Origin of the sequence: Citrobacter sp. Cf116, from assembly GCF_030336505.1 — a bacterium.
GTDB classification, from domain to species: domain Bacteria; phylum Pseudomonadota; class Gammaproteobacteria; order Enterobacterales; family Enterobacteriaceae; genus Citrobacter; species Citrobacter freundii.
The window spans coordinates 950,595-973,645 of the sequence record NZ_JAOWEQ010000037.1 but is presented as its reverse complement, the minus strand read 5'-3'; the positions used below and the strand labels follow the sequence as shown (position 1 = coordinate 973,645).

The following is a 23,051-nucleotide window of genomic DNA, read 5'->3' as shown; positions in this document are numbered from 1 at the left end:
CTGTATGCAATGGGAAACATGAAAGAATACAGGCTCTTTTTATCATTAGTCTGTGATTTGTTCTGCAAGTTTGGCTATTCGCTTCGCCATCCCCCTGAAAATGAACAAGTGGGCGGGGATCATCAACAGCCAGTAGAAGAGGCCTGGCATACCGTGCGGATGCCACCAGGCGCGTACATCAATGCGTCGATGATCGCCTTTATCTTCCAGTGTGAAGCTCAGGCGACCCAATCCCGGCGCTTTCATCCCAAACAGCAGCGTCAGCTGTTTCTCCGGCTCAACGATGATGACTTTCCAGCTATCAACGGTGTCGCCAACTTGCAATAGTGGGTGTTCGGGACGACCTTTTGCCAGCTTATGGCCGACCAGCAGGTCCAACGCCGCGCGTGTCTTCCATAGAATATTGCCAAAGAAATAGCCTTCTTTGCCGCCGAGTCGATTCACTACCTGCCACAGTGCTTTTTTACTGGCGGAGGTTTCAACGCTAAAGCCAGCTTGTTTGGCGAAATAGCCATATTCTGGACGCCAGCGGGCAAACGCCTGTGCGTCGTAACCCCAGTCGCTGGAGTTGACCAGCTTTTCTTCTTCCTTCAACGTACTGCGCACCGCGTCATCAAAGGCAATCAGCTTTTGCGGGATCAGCGCACGTAGTTCGGTGTCATCGGCCAGCAGGTCGTGTTTTAAGCCCTGGATCAGCGCTTTGGCCGTGGTTGGCGGCACTGACGTAATGACGTTTAAAAACCAGACCGAAATCCAGCGGGTAGGGAAGGGGATGGGGATGAGCAGGCGATGTTTACCGCTGACCGCCATAAAATGCTCGAACTGTTCCTGATAGCTCAACACCTGCGGGCCGGCTGCTTCGAGTACGCGGTGATGTTGCGTGGGATGATCCAACAACGCCACCAGGTAGTACATCAAATTCTCCAGCGCGATGGGTGTGGTTCGTGAGCGCACCCAGCGCGGAGGGGTGAGTACCGGCAGGTTGTAGACCATGTCGCGCATCACTTCAAAGGCAGCGGAACCTGCCCCCACGATAATGCCCGCACGCAATTCCGTCATTGGCACGCCTGATTCACGCAGAGTATCTGCGGTTATCTGTCGCGCACGCAGATGATCGGATTGTTCATGCCGGGGAGCCTGTAATGAGCTCAGGAAAATAAGCTGTTTGATTGGTGTATTACGCAGTGCATCGCGGACGTTCATCGCCACCTGACGTTCGTGGGCGATAAAATCACCGCCTTCACCCATGCCATGGACCAGGTAATAAACCGTATCAACACCCGCCAGCAGCGGGGGGAGGTTATCTGGCCAATTCAAATCGACCTTATGGCAACTGACGTTGGCCAGTTGCTGCTTTTCCAGTCGTTCAATGCGACGTGCCGCAGCCAACACCTGATGCCCTTGCTGACTGAGCGCCTGTACCAAATGCTGACCAATGTAGCCACTGGCGCCAAGAACCAAAATCCGTTGCGGCACGCCCATCTCCTTATTGGGTTAAAAAAGCGCGCCAGTGGGCGACGACTTCAGCAAGTTGTTCACGTGATACGTCCAGATGCATCACCAGGCGCACAATCGGGGAGGCGTTAATCAGCACACCCTGCGCTTTCATATATTCACCCAGCGCGGCCGCGCGCTCTTCGCCAACGCGAACAAACAGCATGTTGGTGTCGTGGCGCATGACGTCCGCCCCTGCTTCGCGCAGTTGCTCCGCCATCCAGGCGGCGTTGTCATGGTCTTCCTGCAAACGCGCCACGTTATTTTTCAGCGCATACAGTCCGGCCGCCGCCAAAATACCCGCCTGGCGCATTCCGCCGCCGGTCATTTTGCGCCAGCGAATGGCACGCTTGATGTACTCGTGGCTGCCGACCAGCAGCGAGCCTACCGGCGTTCCCAGACCTTTGGAAAGACAAATGGTGAACGAGTCGCAGTATTGCGTGACATCTTTAAGCTCACAGCCATAGGCGACGACGGCGTTAAAAATACGCGCGCCGTCGACGTGCAGGGCAAGATTGCGCTCCCGGGTGAATTCCCAGGCCTCTTTCAGATACTCGCGCGGCAGCACTTTGCCGTTATGCGTGTTTTCCAGACTGAGCAGACGGGTGCGGGCAAAATGGATATCGTCTGCTTTGATTTTTGCTGCCACTTTGTCCAGCGGCAGGGAGCCATCCGGCGCGGCATCGATGGGTTGCGGTTGAATGCTGCCGAGCACCGCTGCGCCACCCGCTTCGTAGAGATAGTTATGCGCGCCCTGACCGGCGATATACTCTTCGCCGCGCTGACAATGGCTGAGCAGTGCAACCAGGTTCGCCTGAGTGCCAGTAGGTAAGAAAATGGCGGCTTCTTTGCCAGAAAGCTCGGCCGCGTATTGCTGGAGGGCATTAACGGTAGGATCATCACCGTAGACGTCGTCCCCGACCGGGGCGGCCATCATCTCTTCGAGCATGGCGCGACTGGGTCGGGTGACGGTATCACTGCGTAAATCAATCATGGTATCTCCTTATTACACTTCATCCTTCAAGCTGCCTCGGCGTTGGCTGCACCCTCAAACCCCAGTCACATAGTATTCCTATGCTCCTGGGGATTTTCGGGCTTGCCGCCTTGATGCATCATGAATGATTTTGTGTGTGGTTTAATAAGGATGTTTTACCTGAGCCAGTTAGTTTTCGCCAGTTCGATCACTTCATCACCGCGTCCGCTGATGATTGCGCGCAGCATATACAGGCTAAAACCTTTGGCTTGTTCGAGTTTGATCTGCGGCGGGATCGCCAGCTCTTCTTTCGCCACCACCACATCGACCAGCACCGGGCCGTCAATTGACATCGCCCTTTGCAGCGCCTCATCAACCTCTGAAGATTTCTCTACGCGAATGCCCGTGATGCCACAGGCCTCGGCAATCCGCGCGAAATTCGTGTCGTGCAGTTCGGTGCCGTCAGTCAGATAACCACCAGCCTTCATCTCCATCGCCACAAATCCCAGCACGCTGTTGTTGAAGACAATAATCTTCACCGGTAACTTCATTTGTACCACCGACAGAAAATCGCCCATCAGCATGCTAAAGCCGCCGTCACCGCACATTGCCACAACCTGACGTCCTGGTTCGGTCGCTTGTGCGCCGAGTGCCTGCGGCATGGCATTAGCCATCGACCCGTGGTTAAACGATCCGAGCAGGCGACGTTTGCCGTTCATTTTCAGATAGCGTGCTGCCCACACCGTTGGCGTGCCAACGTCGCAGGTAAAGATGGCATCGTCAGCGGCAAAGTGGCTGATCTGTTGCGCCAGATATTGCGGGTGAATGGCTTTATCGCTGGGTTTGGCTAAATCATCCAGCCCTTTGCGCGCCTCGCGGTAGTGCTCCAGTGCTTTGTCCAGGAACTGCCGCTCGGTTTTCTCTTCCACCAAAGGTAGTAGGGCGCGTAACGTGGATTTAATATCGCCTACCAGCGCCATATCAACTTTACTGTGCGCGCCAATACTCGCCGGCTTGATATCAATCTGAATAATTTTGGCGTCGGTGGGGTAGAACGGGCGATAGGGGAATTGGGTACCGAGCAGGATCAGCGTGTCGGCATTCATCATGGTATGGAAGCCGGATGAAAAGCCAATCAGCCCGGTCATACCCACGTCATAGGGGTTATCGTACTCAACATGCTCTTTCCCGCGCAGAGCGTGCACGATCGGGGCTTTGATTTTAGCCGCAAACTCAACCAGCTCTTTATGCGCACCGGCGCAGCCGCTGCCGCACATCAGGGCGATGTTGCTGGAGTAGCGCAGCAGTTGCGCCAGTTTTCTCAGCTCTTCCTCTTCCGGGGTGACTACCGGGAGCGGTGCATGATACCAGTGCGTGGTGGCGCTTTCAGGGGCGGGCTTCAGCGCCACGTCGCCGGGTAATACCACCACGGAGACGCCACGGTTGAGCACCGCTTTACGCATAGCTATAGCCAGCACCTGGGGGATCTGCTCAGGGCTGGAGACCAGCTCGCAATAGTGGCTACATTCACGGAACAACTCCTGCGGGTGGGTCTCCTGAAAATAACCGCTGCCTATCTCACTGGAGGGAATATGCGCGGCAATCGCCAGCACCGGGACATGGTTGCGGTGGCAATCAAACAGGCCGTTAATCAGGTGCAGGTTTCCCGGTCCGCATGAGCCGGCACAGACGGCCAGCTCACCGGTCAGTTGGGCTTCTGCGCCTGCGGCAAAAGCGGCAACCTCTTCATGGCGGGTTGGCATCCAGTCAATCGTGCCCATACGATTCAGACTGTCACTAAGGCCATTGAGCGAGTCTCCCGTCACACCCCAAATACGTTTAATGCCAGCTTGTTCGAGTGTTTTAGCAATAAAAGCGGCAACCGTTTGTTTCATGGTTTTCCTTCTCCTCTAATGTGATACCGGTTACAAGTTTAGATGAAGATAATCGTTATGCTTCTCATTACCCCTTATTTCCGGCAGGTTTCATTTAATCTGTATTAAGCGTAGTTTGTTATTGGACATGGTGAAACAAGGAATAAATTCAAATGGTTATAAAACTATTAAATACAGTTAACCGGGTACTGGCTCACGAAGATTTTGGCAAGTTTTTGTTACGCCTTGCCGTCGGTGGGCTGATGCTGTTTCATGGGCTGCATAAACTGTTTGCTGGTATTGATGGCATCAGCGGTATGTTGATAGCGAAAGGTTTCCCGGGCTTTATTGCGTACGGCGTTCTGCTGGGAGAGGTTGTAGCGCCGTGTCTGATTATTCTAGGCATCCTGACGCGTCCGGCAGCGTTGGGGCTGGCGTTTACGATGGTTGTGGCATGGCTGATGGTCGGGATGGGCGAAACCTGGACACTGGATAAAACCGGTGCATGGGCGATTGAAAGTCTGGTGTATTTCTTCATCGGTGCGCTGGCCGTGGCGTTTTTGGGGGCGGGGCGTTACTCCGTTGCAGGAAATTCTGCCTGGCGATAGTTACCATTTGTGAGTCAATACCGAGGCGGGGGGCGCTAACGGTTTGCCCGCCTCGTCGTTCAATCTGTCGCTAATCTATATGTCATCACTGTTCCATAGTTTGTGCCGACGTCTCAGCGCTCGCTGCGTCAATGCCCTTGCCATCGCGGCGCCTATTTCAGCACTGACAACCAGTCCCTGAATAAACGGACGATCGTGCATCAACCACGGCAGCCCGCCAAAAGCGATGCGATTGCGGGCGTTTTCCGGCGCTTGCAGCGTGTAATCTTCGCCGATGTCCGGGATCTCATCGCCACAGGCCAGCAGTTGATGGCGTAGCGTTGGGAAAGGGATATCTTTGCTCTGCAATGCCCGTTGCCCTCGGGCGTCAATAAACACATCGAATTCGCTGCGTCGACCGTGGTGGTAAATTACCGTCATTTCCTGCTCATTCGTACGCTCATAATCCGCACCAAGTGTGAGGATCTCAATCAGCCCGGCGTCGTGCAGCGCCAGCAGTCTGCGGACTGATTCAGACGGGATTGCCGCATAATTATCGATAAACACGCGCGCCAGTCCTTGCTTAAAGCGCTTTTCATCAGGCGGATCAAGATGTGGGACGATCTCTTCGATTACCTCGTGTAGCCGCAGCAGGGTATAGCGCCACGCGACGGTACGCTGTTCCTGTTTGTTGCGTTCAACTTCAATCAGGTTGCGCTTCGCCCATTCAAAAGGTTCGTGCTCAAGCCTGTCGGCAAAGTAGGCCTCGGGGAATGTATCGGCGTTGAGCGTCTCAAGTGCTATCTCTTGGCTCCATTGCGGGGCTGCATCTTGCAGTTGTTGTACAATAATCCGGAAAATGCGGTCCAGTAATCCTTTTTGCCCATAGACAATGACGTCTTCAATTGCTTCAGGCGTTGCGATATTCAACGATTCATAGGGCAGAGGGCAGTAAAAATCCGCTTCAGGCAGCACACCGTTGCGCGACATTAGGGTCAGCTTCAGGCTTTGGCTGTCGGATTTACAGATAAACTGGAGTGCGTTATCAGCCCCGGTGGTGAAGGCACCGTGTTGGCAGGCCACGGCCATCGCTGCGTCAATCGCGCTGAGCGAGGTGCCGAGAATTCCTACCCGACAAGCGCTAATCTGGACGTCCATCAGACCGGTCCACGGGCTGGGGAAAAACTTCCGTGTCTGTACATCCGTTTCAGGCCACAGATGACCGGTGGCGATAGCGGCGAAGTCCACCTCGACAGGCTGTAAAGCATGATTGATCCACAGAGAGACCCCATTCGGGGTCGCTTGCAGGTCGGTGACTTTGCTTAATTCGTTTATGCTAATCGTGAAGCCTGAGCCTCGCGCTTTCTCGACGATAGCGAATAAACGATCGCGATAATAGTCACCGAGGATCACGCGGGGCAAAAATTGCCGTTCATGCAAAGAATTACGTTCAATCCGAAACTGCGCCAGATAGTCATCACTTTGATTCTGTAGCCACGTCAGATAACTGATATAAATCGGTGGGATCTCTATGCTGGCTATATTTGCCAGCATGAAGTCTGCGTTGTTGTCGCTGTTATAAGGCATGCCAACGCCCGCCTCTTCAGCTTGCTCATAAAGCTCTATTTCCAGCGGTTCACCGCGCTCAACCAGGGCATGAAACGTATAAATCCCGGTGGGACCGACGCCGACAATGGCCACTTTTTTCATGGGGATCCTTGTAGAAAGTTCGACGTGGTAGTCGGGGATTATGCTTAATCTGCGAAGGGTAAGTGTGGTCGATAATTCACGGGGGGAAGGAGGTATTTTGCCGGGTAGAGTGAAAATATCAGAATTTTGCAGCGCCTGAGAGCATAAAAAAAGGCCACCCGGTACAGCCAGGCAGCCTTTTGCACATCAGATACCGGCCAATTACGCCAGCACTAAATCACCCTGCGGATGGCAGGAACAGGCCAGCACATAACCTTCAGCGATTTCTGCGTCGGTCAGCGTCATGGTGCTGCTGACCGTGTAGTTACCGTCAACCACTTTGGTTTTGCAGCAGCCGCAAACGCCTGCACGGCATGCGGCGACAACCGGAACCTTGTTGCTTTCCAGCGCTTCCAGCAGCGTACTGCCCACCGGCGCATAGAACTCTTTCGCCGGCTGTAGCTTGGTAAACTTCAGACCACTGGTGGCGGCTTCGGCAACAGGTGTGAAGAACTGCTCTTTAAAGAAGCGCGTCACACCCAGTGCTTTGACTTCTTTCTCGACCAGATCCATATACGGTGCCGGGCCACAGGTCATCACTGTACGCGAGGTCAGATCCGGTACGCTTTTCAGCAGTTCGGTAGTCAGTCGGCCAGAAACAAAACCTTCGGTGGCATTGTTTTCAGCAACTAATGTCACCGGATATTCACGCCACTCGTCGGCAAAAATGACATCTTGCGGCGAGCGAACGTTAAAGATTACCTGTACATCCGCTTGCGGGCGGTACTTTGCCAACCAGCGACGCATTGACATGATTGGCGTAACGCCACAGCCTGCGGCCAGCATCAGGAACTTGTCTTCCGCTTTATCTTCACAGGTGAACTCACCCATGGCATCGGACAGCCAGATATAGTCGCCGCGCTTCACGTCGCGGGTTAGCCACTGTGAACCTGCGCCATCGTCAATCCGGCGGATGGTCAACGTAATGTACTCGCTAACGCCCGGTGTTGAGGAAATGGTGTAAGCACGCAGCGTATCCGCTGAATTACGTACGCTGACCAGTGCATACTGCCCGGCGCGGTAAGGATAATAATCGTGGCACAGCAACGAAATTGTCCATACATCCGGCGTTTCCTGATGGATGTGGTGAACCTGCATCCGCCATGGGCACTGATGAGTTGGCATCGTCATTCTTTACTCCTTACGCGCTCAGCAGTTGCTTCATGTCTTCTTCAACGGTGGTCACGGAACGCAGACCAAATTTCTCGTTGAGAACTGCCAGCAAATCCGGTGTGAAGAAACCAGGCGCAGTCGGGCCAGTGACGATGTTTTTCACGCCCAGAGACAGCAGGGTCAGCAGAATAACAATCGCTTTCTGTTCGAACCAGGAGAGCACCAGAGACAGCGGCAGATCGTTCACGCCACAGCCCAGTTTCTCTGCCAGGGTGACCGCCAGGATAATGGCAGAGTAGGCATCGTTACACTGACCGGCATCGACCAGACGCGGCAGACCTTCGATATCGCCGAATTCCAGTTTGTTGAAACGGTATTTACCGCAAGCAAGGGTCAGAATCAGGCAGTCGTCTGGTACGCTGGTGGCGAAGTCGGTGAAGTAGTTACGTTCACCACGTGCGCCGTCACAACCGCCAACCAGGAAGATGTGACGCAGTTTTTCGCGGCTCACCAGGTCGATCAGGGTATCAGCAGCGCCCAGCAGGGTCTGACGACCGAAACCTACGGTGATCAGGTGCGGAATTTCACTGTACGGGAAGCCAGCCATCTGCTGCGCCTGTGCGATAACCGGACCGAAATCGTCACCTTCAAGGTGGCTCACGCCCGGCCAGCCGACGATGCTACGGGTCCAGATACGGTCGTCGTAGGCGCCAACGGTTGGGTCGATGATGCAGTTAGAAGTCATCACGATTGGGCCAGGGAAGCGGGCGAATTCAACCTGCTGGTTCTGCCAGCCGCTGCCGTAGTTACCGATTAGGTGTTTGAACTTACGCAGTTCCGGATAGCCGTGTGCTGGCAGCATTTCACCGTGGGTATAAACGTTAACACCGGTGCCTTCAGTCTGCTCAAGCAGGTTGTACAAATCTTTCAGGTCGTGACCGGAGATCAGGATGCACTTACCTTCGGTTGCTTTTACGTTGACCTGAGTCGGGGTCGGGTGACCGTATTTAGTGGTTTCACCGGCGTCCAGAATGCTCATCACTTTGAAGTTCATCTGGCCGATTTCCATTGAACACTCCAGAAGAGCGTTCATATCGGAAGGCCAGGTACCCAGCCACGCCATGATTTTGTGGTACTGAGCATAGATATCGTTGTCGTACTGACCAAGAACGTGGGCGTGCTCCATGTAAGCTGCCGCACCTTTCAGGCCGTACAGACACAGCAGACGCAGGCCGAGGATATTATCGCCGATGGTCGCTTTGTCTTTATTCGGGGTGAATTCAGCGGCCTGACGTTGCAGGTCGCCCAGATCGTCGCTGACCAGTTGCAGATCGGCCATCGGGTTGGTGACAGCTGCGTTCGCGTCGATGTTCAGGCATTGTGCTTTCAGGGCGTCGCGCATGGCGATAGCTTCACGGGCATAGCCAACAATACGCGGGGAATCGAAGTTTACGTTAGTCAGCGTGGAGAAGAACGCACGCGGCGCAAAGTTATCAACCTCATGGTCGATGATGCCGTATTCACGTGCTTTAACAGCCCATGCAGACAGACCTTGTAGGGAAGCAATCAGCAGATCCTGCAAATCGGAGGTTTCAGCCGTTTTACCGCACATACCCTGCGCGTAAGAGCAGCCGTTTCCTGCCGGAGTACGGATGGTTTGTTCACATTGCACACAAAACATGGTCACACCTTTTAAAGTTATATTTAATATACATGTTTAAGATTATGCCTGTGCGCGTAGGGATAAAAGGGATTTCTGCTACTACTTGCAGGGAGATTGATTTAGCGCAATTTTGGCGGTAGCTGACTACCGCCAGAGAGGTATTTGCCCGGGCGTCAGGCGGAGAAAAACGCCATCAGCAGAGGCACTAACAGACTCAAAATAAAGCCGTGGACGATGGCTGCCGGGACCATTTCCAGGCCGCCGCTGCGTTGTAAAACGGGCAGGGTGAAATCCATTGATGTCGCCCCGCATAATCCCAGCGCGGTAGAGCGGCTGCGGCCCACCATTCCTGGAATCAACATAATGGCGATCAGTTCACGGGCCAGGTCGTTAAAGAAGGCGGCACTACCAATTACGGGTCCGAACGATTCGGTCAACAGAATACCGGACAGGGAATACCAGCCAAAACCTGATGCCATCGCCAGCGCGGTTTTCAGCGGCAGACCGAGGATCAATGCATTGATAACCCCCGCCAGCATCGAACTGGCGACGACGACGACGGCCACGATCATCCCCCGACGGTTCAGCACAATTTGCTTTAAGGTCATACCGCTGTTGCGCAGCTGGATCCCCACCAGGAACAGTAAAAAGATTAACGTATATTCGCTGGCTTCGGTGGCATGCTGCAGAATGGAAAGCCCAGTGAGGCCGAGCAGGAAACCGATGACGACGACGCCGCAAAGCTGGAGCGACTCAAGCGCCATTGCAATTCGCGAGGGGAGCTTTTCTTGCTTGTGGTTGTGTCTCCAGGGCAGCGAACGCTCCAGCCAGAACAGCGCCGCAATATTACACAGTATAATGACCGTCACGCTGACTGCAGAATAATGAAGAATAGCTAACAGGTTGCTGGCGAGATTATCCAGAAACGCCAGGCTAATACCCATAAAAAAGAGAATAAGGTAGACGATCCAGCTCAACAGGCGATTGATAAGTTGTAATGCAGTCCTGTGCCGGAGCGGAATAAGGTAGCCCACAATAAGGGGAACCAGAATGATTAACAGCCCTGAAAACATGAAAACCAGATCCTTGCTGAGAAGTAAGACGAAATGCGCTAGCACACACTACTCAAAGCAAAGAGGGGAGTAAAGTTGCAAATAAAAGGAAATATAGAGAGGATAAAAAAGACCTGACTTGCGCCAGGCCTTTTTTGTTAGCGATTAATCGCGTTTTTCCAGCAGAGTGCGGTAAATAAGGCCGCCGAGTACCCCACCGATAATCGGCATAACCCAGAAGAACCACAATTGTTGCAATGCCCAGCCGCCCTGGAAAATGGCTACTGCGGTACTACGTGCCGGGTTTACGGAGGTGTTGGTGACTGGAATACTGATCAAGTGGATCAGAGTTAACGCCAGACCAATTGCGATAGGTGCAAAACCTGCCGGAGCATGTTTATCGGTCGCGCCGTGGATCACTAATAAGAAGCCTGCGGTCAGAATAATTTCAATGACGACGGCAGAAAGCATGGAATAACCGCCTGGTGAATGTTCACCAAAGCCGTTTGAAGCAAAACCACTGGCCGTTGCATCAAAACCTGCTTTACCGCTGGCAATAAGATACAGCGCCGCTGCTGCAACAATACCGCCTACAACCTGAGCAATAACGTAACCAATAACATCTTTTGCCGGGAAACGACCGCCAGCCCATAAACCGAAGGTTACCGCCGGGTTAAAATGCCCACCTGAAATATGACCCACGGCGAATGCCATGGTTAATACGGTCAGGCCGAATGCCAGCGCGACACCGGCAAATCCAATTCCCAATTCCGGGAATGCGGCTGCCAGCACTGCACTACCGCACCCACCAAAAACGAGCCAAAACGTACCGAAGAATTCAGCTGCTAATTTCCTGAACATAACCACCTCAATTAAAAGTTCCGGGTTCGTATTCCTTGCCCGGTAATTCATCGCTAAAAGGGACGATGATGAAAGAGCGGGTATTTTAGAAAAAAATATCATCCCTTCGCCAGTTAAATTGATGAAAAAATTTGATTTAAGGCAATATGTTGCGATTCCTTTTTGAATCTTGGATGAATGAAGCATAGTCCAACTAGCGAAAGGACGATGATTAAGTTCTGAAATTATATTCAGGAGAAAACATAAGAAGAATATTCTTATTTTTTTTGCTTTTGCGATTCACGCCAGATTGATATCGGGTGTCCTGAGCACCCGCTTGCCGTTATACTCCTGATAACTTGAAGGAAAAAGTTAGCATTTCCGGAGGCTATATGATTCTCGAACGCGTTGAGATTGTTGGATTTCGTGGTATTAACCGTCTGTCGTTGATGCTGGAGCAGAGCAACGTGCTGATTGGGGAGAACGCGTGGGGTAAATCCAGTCTGCTGGATGCCTTAACCCTGCTGCTGTCGCCGGAGCCAGACTTGTATCATTTTGTCCGCGAGGATTTCTGGTTCCCGCCGGGCGATATACAGGGCCGGGAACACCACCTGCACATTATCCTGACGTTTCGTGAATCCCAGCCGGGTCGTCACCGGGTACGTCGCTATCGCCCTCTGGAAGCCAGCTGGACGCCGTGCCAGGATGGCTATCACCGCATTTTTTATCGTCTGGAAGGCGAGTGTGCGGATGACGGTAGCGTTCTGACCTTGCGCAGTTTTCTTGACGGCGACGGCCATCCATTACCTCTCGATGACATTAACGATCAGGCGCGGCATCTTGTGCGCCTGATGCCGGTACTGCGTCTGCGCGACGCGCGGTTTATGCGACGGATCCGCAACGGTACCGTGCCGGATTCGGCGGACGTCGAAGTCACCGCCCGCCAACTGGATTTTCTGGCGCGTGAGCTGGCTACCCGACCGCAAAACCTGACCGACGGGCAGATCCGCCAGGGGTTATCGGCCATGGTGCAGTTGTTGGAGCACTATTTTTCCGAGCAGGGGGCTGGCCAGTCCCGTTACCGTCTGATGCGCCGTCGCTCCAATAACGAACAACGGAGCTGGCGCTATCTGGACATTATTAACCGCATGATTGATAAACCCGGCGGACGTACGCACCGGGTTATTCTGTTGGGCCTGTTTTCGACCCTGTTGCAGGCCAAAGGCACGCTGAGGCTGGATAAAGACGCCCGACCTTTATTGCTGGTGGAAGATCCGGAAACGCGTTTACATCCCATCATGCTGTCGGTGGCCTGGCACTTGTTGAATTTACTGCCTCTGCAGCGAGTGGCGACAACCAACTCCGGTGAGCTGTTGTCCCTTACGCCCGTGGAACATGTTGTTCGTCTGGTTCGTGAATCATCCCGCGTCGCCGCCTGGCGGCTGGGGCCGGGTGGGATCAGTGCAGAAGATGGTCGGCGAATCGCATTTCATATTCGTTTTAATCGTGCGTCATCGTTGTTTGCCCGCTGCTGGTTGCTGGTAGAAGGCGAAACGGAAACCTGGGTTATTAACGAACTGGCCCGTCAGTGCGGACATCACTTTGATGCAGAAGGGATTAAAGTTATTGAATTCGCCCAGTCCGGCCTTAAGCCGCTGGTTAAATTCGCCCGCCGGATGGGTATCGAGTGGCATGTGCTGGTCGATGGTGATGAAGCCGGGAAAAAGTATGCGGCCACGGTACGTAGCTTATTGAATGACGACAGAGAGGAAGAGCGTGAGCATTTGACCATGCTCCCCGCGCTGGATATGGAACACTTTATGTATCGCCAGGGGTTTGCTGACGTCTTTCACCGGGTGGCGCAAATCCCGGAGAACGTGCCCATGAACATGCGCAAAATTATCTCCAAGGCGATACATCGTTCGTCAAAACCGGATTTAGCCATTGAGGTAGCGATGGAAGCCGGGCGGCGCGGCGTTGACGCAGTGCCAACGCTGCTGCGAAAAATGTTTTCCCGCGTGCTGTGGCTGGCACGCGGTAGAGCGGATTAGTGGTGAAACATCGACGACAGCTGCGAATGGATGCTGTCCAGTAGCTGATAGCGGCGGCGGTATTCTGCGCGTTTTTTGCTGGCAATATCCGCCTCGTTTTTTCGCGCCAGCGTGCGCGGAATATGATAGTACCCGTGTCTGTCGCACTCGCCGCCAACCGATTCCCAAAATGCGTTGTAGTCGGAATGAATTACCTTATTTTTATCGTGGTAGCGTTGGCTGCGAAAGATATGCTGTTCATTGCTGACTGCCATAACATTATCGATATTCAATCGCTCTGCTAACCGGCAAATGGCTTCCATTACAATACGTTTTGGGAATATCCCGTGACAGGACTTGGTCGCTTTTTGGATTGCTTCGTGAGGAAGTTGTGCATTGCCCTGCACACCGCCAATAAATAATGTACTTTTGCCATTATATTCGCAGAACGTAAACGTCATTTTAGTCAGCACGTCGCCGTCGCCATTTTGCACCTGAATAGTGCTCTCTCCCTCTTTATCCAGCACCGGGAACATCATCATGGTTACGGTAAATATATCGCCATCTTTGCCTTCAATTTGCGCCAGCTGTAAGCCGTCATTGCTTAATAAGGCGTTAAATTCTGCGGGTAAAAATGCATGGCGGATAACATTATAATGAAAACGCACCGCGTCTAAACGCATTTTACGGGTGAAGTTTGCGGCAAGGTAAGGACGATGCAAACGCACCGGCAGTCGGGGTTGGTGGGATAGCAGGTTTTCAAGATCCGGCCATTGGGACAGTTCTGTCATCCATTCCTGGGTGAGGCGAGGTATCAAGAGTGAGCGCCAGATAAACTTACGACGAAAGCTCCGCTTATCCCAGCAATGTGCGGGACGTAAATGGCCGCTGCTCAGGCTGTAAAAAAGACCAAAGCTGGTGACGGGTTTGGTGGAAAGAAAAGTGCTTTCAGTTAGTTGACTCATAATATAAATCCGATTGATACCCTGGTACTAATTTCAGCACAGCGGATCTTAACCATTCATCAATAACTCTGTTATTCTTGCGCTTTTCAACGGCGATTTATTTAACGTTGATGTTTAGCACTCCACTCTGGTGGACGTATTGGGGGAATTGGGGCATTTATGAAGCTCAAGGGAAAAATCAAAAAACGCTATTTTCTGTTCGCCATCATCCTTATTGTGGCGGTAATTGCACTTTGGCGAACGCTTAATGCGCCTTTACCTCAGTATCAAACATTAATTGTTCGTCCGGGCGATCTGCAGCAAAGCGTGCTGGCTACCGGTAAACTGGATGCGCTGCGTAAAGTTGACGTCGGGGCGCAGGTCAGCGGGCAGTTAAAAACGCTGTCGGTCGCGATTGGCGATAAAGTCAAAAAAGATCAGTTGCTCGGCGTAATCGATCCTGAACAGGCGCAAAACCAAATCAAAGAGGTTGAAGCGACGCTAATGGAATTGCGCGCCCAGCGTTTACAGGCAGAAGCTGAGTGGAAACTGGCGCGGGTGACGCTTTCCCGTCAGCAACAGCTGGCAAAAACCCAGGCCGTTTCACAGCAGGATCTCGACACGGCGGCCACCGAAATGGCGGTCAAACAGGCGCAAATTGGCACAATTGACGCGCAAATTAAACGTAATCAGGCTTCTCTCGATACGGCAAAAACCAACCTTGATTACACCCGCATTGTCGCGCCAATGGCAGGCGAAGTAACGCAAATTACTACCCTGCAAGGGCAAACCGTTATTGCCGCCCAGCAAGCACCTAATATTCTGACGCTGGCGGATATGAGCACCATGCTGGTAAAAGCGCAGGTTTCTGAGGCTGATGTAATTCACCTGCAACCTGGGCAAAAAGCCTGGTTTACCGTACTGGGCGATCCGCAGACGCGCTACGAAGGCACGCTGAAAGATGTTCTTCCGACGCCAGAGAAAGTGAATGATGCGATTTTCTACTATGCCCGCTTCGAAGTTCCCAATCCGAAAGGGATCCTGCGTCTGGATATGACCGCGCAGGTCCATATCCAGCTCACTGATGTCAAAAATGTTCTGACGATCCCGCTGTCGGCACTGGGCGATCCTATTGGTAACAACCGCTATAACGTCAGGCTACTGCGTAACGGCGAAACCCGCGAACGTGAAGTGGTTATCGGCGCGCGGAATGACACCGATGTGGAGATCGTGAAAGGGCTGGAAGAGGGTGATGAAGTCATTACCGGCGAGGGCAACGCTGGAGCTGCAAAATGACAGCATTGCTTGAACTGAGCCATATCCGCCGCAGCTATCCCTCAGGTGAAGGCCTGGTTGAGGTGTTGAAGGACGTATCCTTGAGCATTCAGGCCGGGGAAATGGTGGCGATTGTCGGGGCGTCGGGTTCGGGTAAATCGACGCTGATGAACATTCTCGGCTGTCTGGACAAACCTACCAGCGGTACGTACCGGGTTGCCGGGCGGGATGTTTCCACGCTGGATAGCGATGCGCTGGCACAGCTGCGCCGTGAGCATTTCGGCTTTATCTTCCAGCGCTATCATTTGCTGTCACATTTAACCGCGGCGCAAAATGTCGAGGTGCCTGCGGTCTACGCTGGCACCGAGCGTAAGCAGCGCCTGGCGCGTGCGCAGGAATTACTCCAGCGGCTGGGTCTGGGCGACAGGGTTGACTATCAACCTTCTCAACTTTCCGGTGGTCAGCAGCAGCGGGTAAGTATTGCGCGTGCGCTGATGAACGGGGGACAGGTTATTCTTGCCGACGAACCCACTGGCGCGCTGGATAGCCATTCCGGCGAAGAAGTAATGGCAATTTTGCATCAGCTGCGCGATCGCGGACACACGGTAATTATCGTCACGCACGACCCGCAGGTTGCCGCACAGGCCGAGCGGGTCATTGAAATTCGTGACGGCGAGATTGTGCGCAATCCGCCGCCACAGAAACCTTCTGGCGGACGCGATATCGCGGAGCCAACGGTGAAAACGGCATCCGGCTGGAGTCAGTTTGTCAGCGGTTTTCGTGAAGCGCTTACCATGGCCTGGCTGGCAATGGCCGCAAATAAGATGCGAACGCTACTCACCATGCTTGGGATCATCATCGGTATTGCTTCGGTGGTGTCGATCGTGGTGGTAGGCGATGCGGCTAAACAACTGGTACTGGCAGATATTCGCGCTATTGGTACTAACACCATTGATATCTATCCTGGCAAAGATTTCGGCGACGACGATCCGCAATATCAACAGGCATTGAAGTATGACGATTTGACGGCGCTACAGAAGCAGCCCTGGGTCAGTTCGGTAACGCCTGCCGTATCGAAGAACCTGCGGTTACGCTATGGCAATATCGACGTTGCTGCCAGTGCTAACGGCGTGAGCGGCGACTATTTCAACGTCTATGGCATGACATTTAGCGAAGGGACCACCTTTAACGCCGAGCAACTGGCGGGGCGCGCTCAGGTGGTGGTGCTCGACAGTAATACCCGGCGCCAGTTGTTCCCCAATAAAGCGAAAGTTGTCGGCGAAGTCGTGCTGGTGGGAAATATGCCGGCCACGGTAATTGGCGTTGCAGAAGAGAAACAGTCGATGTTCGGCAGTAGCAAGATCCTGCGGGTCTGGCTGCCCTACAGCACCATGTCCGGACGAATTATGGGGCAGTCGTGGCTGAACTCGATCACCGTGCGAGTAAAGGATGGTTTTGACAGTGCCCAGGCCGAACAGCAACTGACCCGACTGTTGACGTTGCGCCACGGTAAGAAGGATTTCTTCACCTGGAATATGGACGGTGTCTTGAAAACCGCTGAAAAGACCACACGTACATTACAACTCTTTCTGACGCTGGTGGCGGTGATTTCGCTGGTGGTTGGTGGGATTGGCGTGATGAATATTATGCTGGTTTCGGTAACCGAACGAACGCGTGAGATTGGCATTCGTATGGCGGTTGGCGCGCGTGCCAGTGATGTGCTGCAACAGTTCTTAATTGAAGCGGTGTTAGTGTGTCTGGTTGGCGGCGCGTTGGGCATTAGCCTGTCGATGCTGATCGCCTTTACACTTCAGCTATTCCTGCCGGGCTGGGAAATTGGATTCTCACCCGTCGCGCTGTTGACGGCGTTCCTGTGTTCGACTGCAACCGGGGTGTTGTTTGGCTGGCTACCGGCGCGGAATGCGGCACGTCTGGATCCAGTAGATGCTCTGGCGCGGGAATAATGCCACAGAGATAAAAATGCCAGCCGCAAAGGCTGGCATTTTGACTGCGGGATGTACACAATGAGACAGAAGAGCTATGCGACAGCTTCTGCTTCAATGACAGGCACGATGATACTGGCATGATTGCCTTTTGGCCCCTGGTGGACATCAAACTGGACAGACTGTCCGGCTTTTAGCGTTCTGTAACCATCCATCTGAATGGTGGAATAATGGGCGAAAATATCTTCGCCGCCGCCTTCGGGGCAAATGAAACCAAACCCTTTGGCGTTGTTGAACCACTTAACAGTACCCGTTTCCATACTTCGACATCCTTCGTAAATCTTATATAAGTAAGATGGAATGAACCGGTGGCGGAGTGGGGGCTGTTCAAAACCTCGCCAACTCTCGAAACTACAATTTAGAGAAATCAGGCGGGGCGTCAAGCGCCAGGCAGACAGAATAGGGTAAAAATGCATCAAAATTTGAAGCAGTTAACGCTATTGTCGGTTATGTGACAGATGTCGCGGATGGCACTAATAGATGATAGTTATCTAATACTTGAGGTAGATTGATTGTGCGCATAGGCTGCTTGTCAGCGGCAAGATTTTCTGCCGGAAACCGTAACTGAAGATGACGACTGACAATGGGTAAGACGAACGACTGGCTGGATTTCGATCTGCTGGCGGAAGACAAATTGCGCGACGCGCTAAAACCGCCATCTATGTATAAAGTGATATTAGTCAATGATGATTACACTCCGATGGAGTTTGTTATTGACGTGTTACAAAAATTCTTTTCTTATGATGTAGAACGTGCAACGCAACTGATGCTTGCAGTTCACTATCAAGGCAAAGCGATTTGCGGCGTGTTTACTGCCGAAGTGGCTGAAACCAAAGTAGCGATGGTGAACAAATATGCGAGGGAGAACGAGCATCCGTTGCTGTGTACGCTGGAAAAAGCCTGAATGCAGGCATAAACATTGGGGGAGGTGCCTATGCTCAATCAAGAACTGGAACTCAGTTTAAACATGGCTTTCGCCAGAGCGCGCGAGCACCGACATGAGTTTATGACCGTCGAGCACTTGTTACTGGCGTTGCTCAGTAACCCGTCGGCCCGCGAAGCGCTGGAAGCGTGTTCTGTGGATCTGGTGGCGCTCCGTCAGGAACTCGAAGCCTTCATTGAACAGACCACACCTGTATTGCCTGCCAGTGAGGAAGAGCGCGACACGCAGCCGACGTTGAGTTTTCAGCGTGTACTGCAACGTGCGGTCTTTCATGTTCAGTCCTCCGGACGCAATGAAGTTACCGGCGCAAATGTGCTGGTTGCTATCTTTAGCGAGCAGGAATCTCAGGCGGCTTATCTGCTGCGTAAGCATGAAGTAAGTCGTCTTGATGTGGTGAATTTTATCTCTCATGGCACGCGTAAAGATGAACCCAGCCAGTCTTCTGACTCTGGGCATCAGCCAAATAACGAAGAGCAAGCTGGCGGGGAGGACCGTATGGAGAACTTCACGACTAACCTTAACCAGCTTGCCCGAGTGGGCGGAATTGATCCGCTCATTGGCCGGGACAAAGAGCTGGAGCGCGCCATTCAGGTACTGTGCCGTCGCAGAAAAAACAACCCGCTGTTGGTGGGAGAATCTGGTGTCGGTAAAACCGCCATTGCCGAAGGCCTCGCCTGGCGTATCGTCCAGGGTGATGTGCCTGAAATCATGGCTGATTGTACCCTTTACTCCCTGGATATCGGCTCGCTGTTGGCTGGCACCAAATATCGCGGTGATTTTGAGAAACGCTTTAAGGCGCTGCTGAAACAGCTGGAACAGGATACTAACAGCATTCTGTTTATCGATGAGATCCATACCATTATTGGCGCGGGTGCGGCATCGGGCGGCCAGGTGGATGCGGCTAACCTGATCAAGCCGTTGCTCTCCAGCGGTAAGATCCGTGTTATAGGCTCCACAACCTATCAGGAATTCAGCAATATCTTTGAAAAGGACCGCGCGTTAGCGCGCCGTTTCCAGAAAATCGATGTCACTGAGCCATCGGTAGAAGAGACCGTGCAGATAATCAATGGTCTGAAGCCGAAATACGAAGCGCACCATGACGTCCGCTATACCGCCAAAGCGGTGCGTGCAGCGGTCGAACTGGCGGTGAAATACATTAACGATCGTCATCTGCCGGATAAAGCGATTGACGTGATTGATGAGGCGGGCGCACGTGCGCGTCTGATGCCGGTCAGCAAGCGCAAGAAAACCGTCAACGTGGCGGATATTGAGTCCGTAGTGGCCCGCATTGCGCGGATCCCGGAGAAGAGCGTATCGCAGAGCGAGCGCGACACGCTGAAAAACTTGGGCAACCGTCTGAAAATGCTGGTATTCGGACAGGATAAAGCCATTGAGGCGCTGACTGAAGCGATCAAAATGAGCCGTGCCGGTCTGGGACATGAGCATAAGCCGGTCGGTTCGTTCCTGTTTGCCGGACCAACTGGTGTCGGTAAGACCGAAGTCACGGTGCAGCTCTCCAAAGCCCTCGGCATTGAACTGCTGCGTTTTGATATGTCCGAGTACATGGAACGCCACACAGTCAGCCGTCTGATTGGTGCGCCTCCAGGATATGTCGGTTTTGACCAGGGCGGTTTGCTGACGGATGCTGTTATTAAGCATCCGCATGCGGTACTGCTGCTGGATGAAATCGAAAAAGCGCACCCGGATGTCTTTAACCTGTTGCTGCAGGTGATGGATAACGGCACGCTGACCGACAATAACGGGCGTAAAGCGGATTTCCGCAACGTGGTGCTGGTCATGACCACCAACGCTGGTGTACGTGAAACTGAGCGTAAATCGATTGGGTTGATTCATCAAGACAACAGTACTGATGCGATGGGCGAAATCAAAAAAGTGTTTACGCCGGAATTCCGTAACCGTCTCGACAACATTATCTGGTTCGATCATCTCTCTACCGAGGTGATTCATCAGGTTGTTGATAAGTTTATCGTCGAGCTTCAGGTTCAGCTGGATCAGAAAGGTGTCTCTCTTGAAGTGAGTCAGGAAGCACGTGACTGGCTGGCAGAGAAAGGCTATGACCGCGCAATGGGCGCACGTCCAATGACGCGTGTTGTCCAGGATAACCTGAAAAAACCATTGGCTAACGAACTGCTGTTCGGTTCGCTTGTAGATGGCGGTCAGGTGACTGTTGCGCTGGATAAAGAGAAAAATGAGCTGACCTATGGTTTCCAGAGTGCACAAAAGCACAAGCCAGAAGCAGCACATTAATCTTTAATCACCTAATTGAGCCGGGCGTAATGCCCGGTTTTTTTTCGCCTGAAAGTAAAGATTTGAATTGGGGAGATTCGGAGAGTTTAAACGGCAGGCAAAAAATAAGCCTGCGTAAGGGAGATTACGCAGGCTAAGGAGGTGGTTCCTGGTACAGCTAGCATTTATGGGTTATGTTTTTCAGCGGAGTGGATAATACCCTTAATGAACGAAACGGTATGTGATCGATTTCTAAGAATCTTCCGAACGCTGAAAAATAACCGTAATTAACTACTTAGCATGCGGGTTACGTGTGGACTCACTGGCAAAATTACGCATCAACAATGCATAATTCAGATCGATATCCTCTGGTACAGGCATCCACACGGTGTAACCATCGCCCGGCGCAACTGGCATGGCTTCGCCTTTCGCGTTTTCCATCTGCTCGAGAGTAAAGTTGATATTGCCTTGTGGGGTCATCAGCTCCAGGCTGTCGCCGACGGTGAATTTGTTTTTTACCAGCACGGCCGCCAGTTCACCTTTACGTTCGCCGGTGAATTCGCCGACAAACTGCTGACGCTCGGAAACAGAGAAGCCGTATTCGTAGTTTTGATAGTCGTCATGTGTATGGCGGCGCAGGAACCCTTCGGTGTAACCACGATGCGCCAGGCCTTCCAGCGTTTCCAGCAGTTGCGGGTCGAACGGTTTACCGGCTGCGGCATCATCAATGGCTTTACGATAGACCTGCGCGGTACGTGCACAGTAATAGTACGACTTGGTGCGGCCTTCGATCTTCAGGGAATGCACGCCCATCTGCGTCAGGCGCTCAACGTGGGCAATGGCACGCAAATCCTTCGAGTTCATGATGTAAGTGCCGTGTTCGTCTTCGAATGCGGTCATGTACTCACCCGGGCGCTGGGCTTCCTCAATCATAAAGACTTTGTCTGTTGGTGCGCCAATACCCAGCGTGGGTTCGACGTTTTGTACCGGGATAGGCTCGTACTTATGCACGATATTGCCCACTACATCTTCTTTCCCTTCCTGCACGTTGTATTCCCAGCGGCAGGCATTGGTACAGGTACCCTGGTTTGGGTCACGCTTGTTGATGTAGCCAGAGAGCAGGCAACGGCCGGAGTAAGCCATGCACAGCGCGCCGTGAACGAAGATCTCAAGCTCCATATCCGGCACCTGGGTGCGGATCTCTTCAATCTCTTCCAGCGACAGCTCACGGGAGAGGATCACGCGGGTCAGCCCCATCTGCTTCCAGAATTTCACCGTCGCCCAGTTTACGGCGTTAGCCTGTACCGAAAGGTGAATGTCCATGTCAGGGAAGTTTTCGCGCACCAGCATAATCAGACCAGGGTCTGACATGATCAGTGCATCCGGCCTCATTTCCACCACCGGTTTCAGATCACGAATGAAGGTCTTCAGCTTGGCATTATGTGGGGCAATGTTAACCACCACATAGAATTTTTTACCCAGTTCATGGGCTTCATTAATACCGAGCTGCAGGTTTTCGTGGTTGAATTCGTTGTTGCGTACGCGCAGTGAGTAACGCGGTTGGCCCGCATACACAGCGTCTGCGCCATAGGCGAAAGCGTAACGCATGTTTTTCAGCGTTCCCGCCGGGGAAAGGAGTTCCGGTTTAAACATAATTTTCTCGTTCTGATGACAGGTCAGACTCGCCTCACTCAATGAGGCGGTTAGGGGAGTGCCCCCATATTAAGGGCGGGCATTGTAGCGCTGCAGGGAAGGCAGGTAAAGAAAAACGCCGGGCGACAGCGTTGCGTTACCCGGCTGAGCGAGTAATTATCAGGTCTTATCTTTTATCGTCTGACTGACACCATTGGTCTTAACCGAAGTAATACCGGTCTCGCGTGACTGTTCATTCGCATACAGTTGACTGCTACCAATAATCTGGTGGTTTGCAGCTTTCAGGTTGAAATGTAATTTTCCATTAGCCGCTGTTTTTTTCTCATAACGCTCATCCAGAGGGCTGTTAGCCTGGACAGATGCGATCCCTTTTTCCGCAGCGCTTTTGGTAGTGTAAAGCTCACTGGTAAGGATTATTTCCCCGTTCCCAGCTTTAAGAACAAAGCGGTACTGATCATCGCTACTCTTACTTAATTCAAACCAACCAGCCATATGAACTCCTTGATTAAAAGTTTTAGATCAAACAGTTATTGACGACAGTGTTGTCAGAAAGAGTATGAGCGATATTTGGAGAGTTGCTAGTCACCAGGGCCCCATGAAGCAGCGGGCCC

General features: G+C 52.7%; 18 protein-coding genes. 6 read left to right on the top strand and 12 right to left on the bottom strand.

Annotated elements, in window-relative coordinates:
* Positions 1-45: 45 nt before the first annotated feature.
* From OGV74_RS14075 to poxB, 3 genes are all read right to left on the bottom strand, one after another.
* Positions 46-1,476, bottom strand: coding sequence for an SDR family oxidoreductase (locus OGV74_RS14075; protein ID WP_032950900.1), 1,431 nt, complete (start codon positions 1,474-1,476; stop codon positions 46-48).
* Positions 1,477-1,486: 10 nt separating this feature from the next.
* On the bottom strand, positions 1,487-2,488 hold the full coding sequence (gene ltaE / locus OGV74_RS14070; RefSeq protein WP_048218216.1) for a low-specificity L-threonine aldolase: 1,002 nt from the start codon (positions 2,486-2,488) through the stop codon (positions 1,487-1,489).
* Positions 2,489-2,643: 155 nt separating this feature from the next.
* Positions 2,644-4,362 carry a ubiquinone-dependent pyruvate dehydrogenase gene (gene poxB / locus OGV74_RS14065; protein WP_286520984.1) on the bottom strand — a complete coding sequence of 573 codons (1,719 nt, stop codon included), beginning with the start codon at positions 4,360-4,362 and terminating at the stop codon, positions 2,644-2,646.
* A gap of 152 nt (positions 4,363-4,514) precedes the next feature.
* On the opposite strand from poxB, the gene OGV74_RS14060 reads away from it, so the two are divergent.
* Complete coding sequence (locus tag OGV74_RS14060; protein ID WP_032949620.1) at positions 4,515-4,949, top strand: DoxX family protein; 435 nt, start codon at positions 4,515-4,517, stop codon at positions 4,947-4,949.
* Positions 4,950-5,024: 75 nt separating this feature from the next.
* Here the strand turns inward: OGV74_RS14060 and OGV74_RS14055 are convergent, their stop codons facing one another.
* The 5 genes from OGV74_RS14055 to aqpZ all read right to left on the bottom strand — a co-directional run bounded on the left by OGV74_RS14055 (position 5,025) and on the right by aqpZ (position 11,366).
* Positions 5,025-6,638, bottom strand: a complete 1,614-nt coding sequence (locus OGV74_RS14055; RefSeq protein ID WP_086504329.1) for an FAD-NAD(P)-binding protein — start codon at positions 6,636-6,638, stop codon at positions 5,025-5,027.
* Positions 6,639-6,839: 201 nt separating this feature from the next.
* Positions 6,840-7,808, bottom strand: a complete 969-nt coding sequence (hcr, locus tag OGV74_RS14050; RefSeq protein ID WP_003027256.1) for an NADH oxidoreductase — start codon at positions 7,806-7,808, stop codon at positions 6,840-6,842.
* Positions 7,809-7,818: 10 nt separating this feature from the next.
* On the bottom strand, positions 7,819-9,471 hold the full coding sequence (hcp, locus tag OGV74_RS14045) for a hydroxylamine reductase (protein ID WP_003840204.1): 1,653 nt from the start codon (positions 9,469-9,471) through the stop codon (positions 7,819-7,821).
* 155 nt (positions 9,472-9,626) lie between these two features.
* Positions 9,627-10,526 carry a LysO family transporter gene (locus OGV74_RS14040; protein ID WP_003027250.1) on the bottom strand — a complete coding sequence of 300 codons (900 nt, stop codon included), beginning with the start codon at positions 10,524-10,526 and terminating at the stop codon, positions 9,627-9,629.
* 144 nt (positions 10,527-10,670) lie between these two features.
* On the bottom strand, positions 10,671-11,366 hold the full coding sequence (aqpZ, locus tag OGV74_RS14035) for an aquaporin Z (RefSeq protein ID WP_003840208.1): 696 nt from the start codon (positions 11,364-11,366) through the stop codon (positions 10,671-10,673).
* A gap of 371 nt (positions 11,367-11,737) precedes the next feature.
* Here aqpZ and OGV74_RS14030 point away from each other — a divergent pair, with 371 nt between their 5' ends.
* Entirely contained in the window at positions 11,738-13,396 is a 1,659-nt protein-coding gene (locus OGV74_RS14030; RefSeq protein WP_003036822.1) for an ATP-dependent endonuclease, read from the top strand.
* On the opposite strand, the gene OGV74_RS14025 is transcribed toward OGV74_RS14030, so the two are convergent.
* Positions 13,393-14,340, bottom strand: coding sequence for a VirK/YbjX family protein (locus OGV74_RS14025; RefSeq protein ID WP_058842342.1), 948 nt, complete (start codon positions 14,338-14,340; stop codon positions 13,393-13,395). The two genes, OGV74_RS14030 and OGV74_RS14025, sit on opposite strands and share 4 nt — an antisense overlap.
* A 159-nt stretch (positions 14,341-14,499) precedes the next feature.
* Here OGV74_RS14025 and macA point away from each other — a divergent pair, with 159 nt between their 5' ends.
* Entirely contained in the window at positions 14,500-15,615 is a 1,116-nt protein-coding gene (gene macA, locus OGV74_RS14020; protein ID WP_003036818.1) for a macrolide transporter subunit MacA, read from the top strand.
* Positions 15,612-17,558 (top strand): macrolide ABC transporter ATP-binding protein/permease MacB, encoded by a 1,947-nt coding sequence (gene macB / locus OGV74_RS14015; RefSeq protein ID WP_003036815.1) that lies wholly within the window; start codon positions 15,612-15,614, stop codon positions 17,556-17,558. Before macA ends, macB begins: the two co-directional genes overlap by 4 nt.
* A gap of 74 nt (positions 17,559-17,632) precedes the next feature.
* Here macB and cspD read toward each other — a convergent pair whose 3' ends face one another.
* The gene (gene cspD, locus OGV74_RS14010; protein ID WP_086504328.1) at positions 17,633-17,857 is read right to left on the bottom strand and encodes a cold shock-like protein CspD; all 225 of its coding nucleotides are present in this window, start codon (positions 17,855-17,857) and stop codon (positions 17,633-17,635) included.
* A gap of 323 nt (positions 17,858-18,180) precedes the next feature.
* Between cspD and clpS the strand changes: the two genes are divergently transcribed.
* A complete protein-coding gene (gene clpS / locus OGV74_RS14005) occupies positions 18,181-18,501 on the top strand; it encodes an ATP-dependent Clp protease adapter ClpS (protein ID WP_003036810.1) in 321 nt (106 codons plus the stop codon).
* Between the two features lie 30 nt (positions 18,502-18,531).
* Positions 18,532-20,808, top strand: coding sequence for an ATP-dependent Clp protease ATP-binding subunit ClpA (gene clpA, locus OGV74_RS14000; RefSeq protein ID WP_286520980.1), 2,277 nt, complete (start codon positions 18,532-18,534; stop codon positions 20,806-20,808).
* Between the two features lie 270 nt (positions 20,809-21,078).
* On the opposite strand, the gene trhP is transcribed toward clpA, so the two are convergent.
* Positions 21,079-22,440 (bottom strand): prephenate-dependent tRNA uridine(34) hydroxylase TrhP, encoded by a 1,362-nt coding sequence (gene trhP, locus OGV74_RS13995; protein WP_003036803.1) that lies wholly within the window; start codon positions 22,438-22,440, stop codon positions 21,079-21,081.
* A 159-nt stretch (positions 22,441-22,599) separates the two neighbouring features.
* The gene (locus OGV74_RS13990) at positions 22,600-22,932 is read right to left on the bottom strand and encodes a YegP family protein (RefSeq protein ID WP_003036800.1); all 333 of its coding nucleotides are present in this window, start codon (positions 22,930-22,932) and stop codon (positions 22,600-22,602) included.
* Between the last annotated feature and the right edge of the window lie 119 nt (positions 22,933-23,051).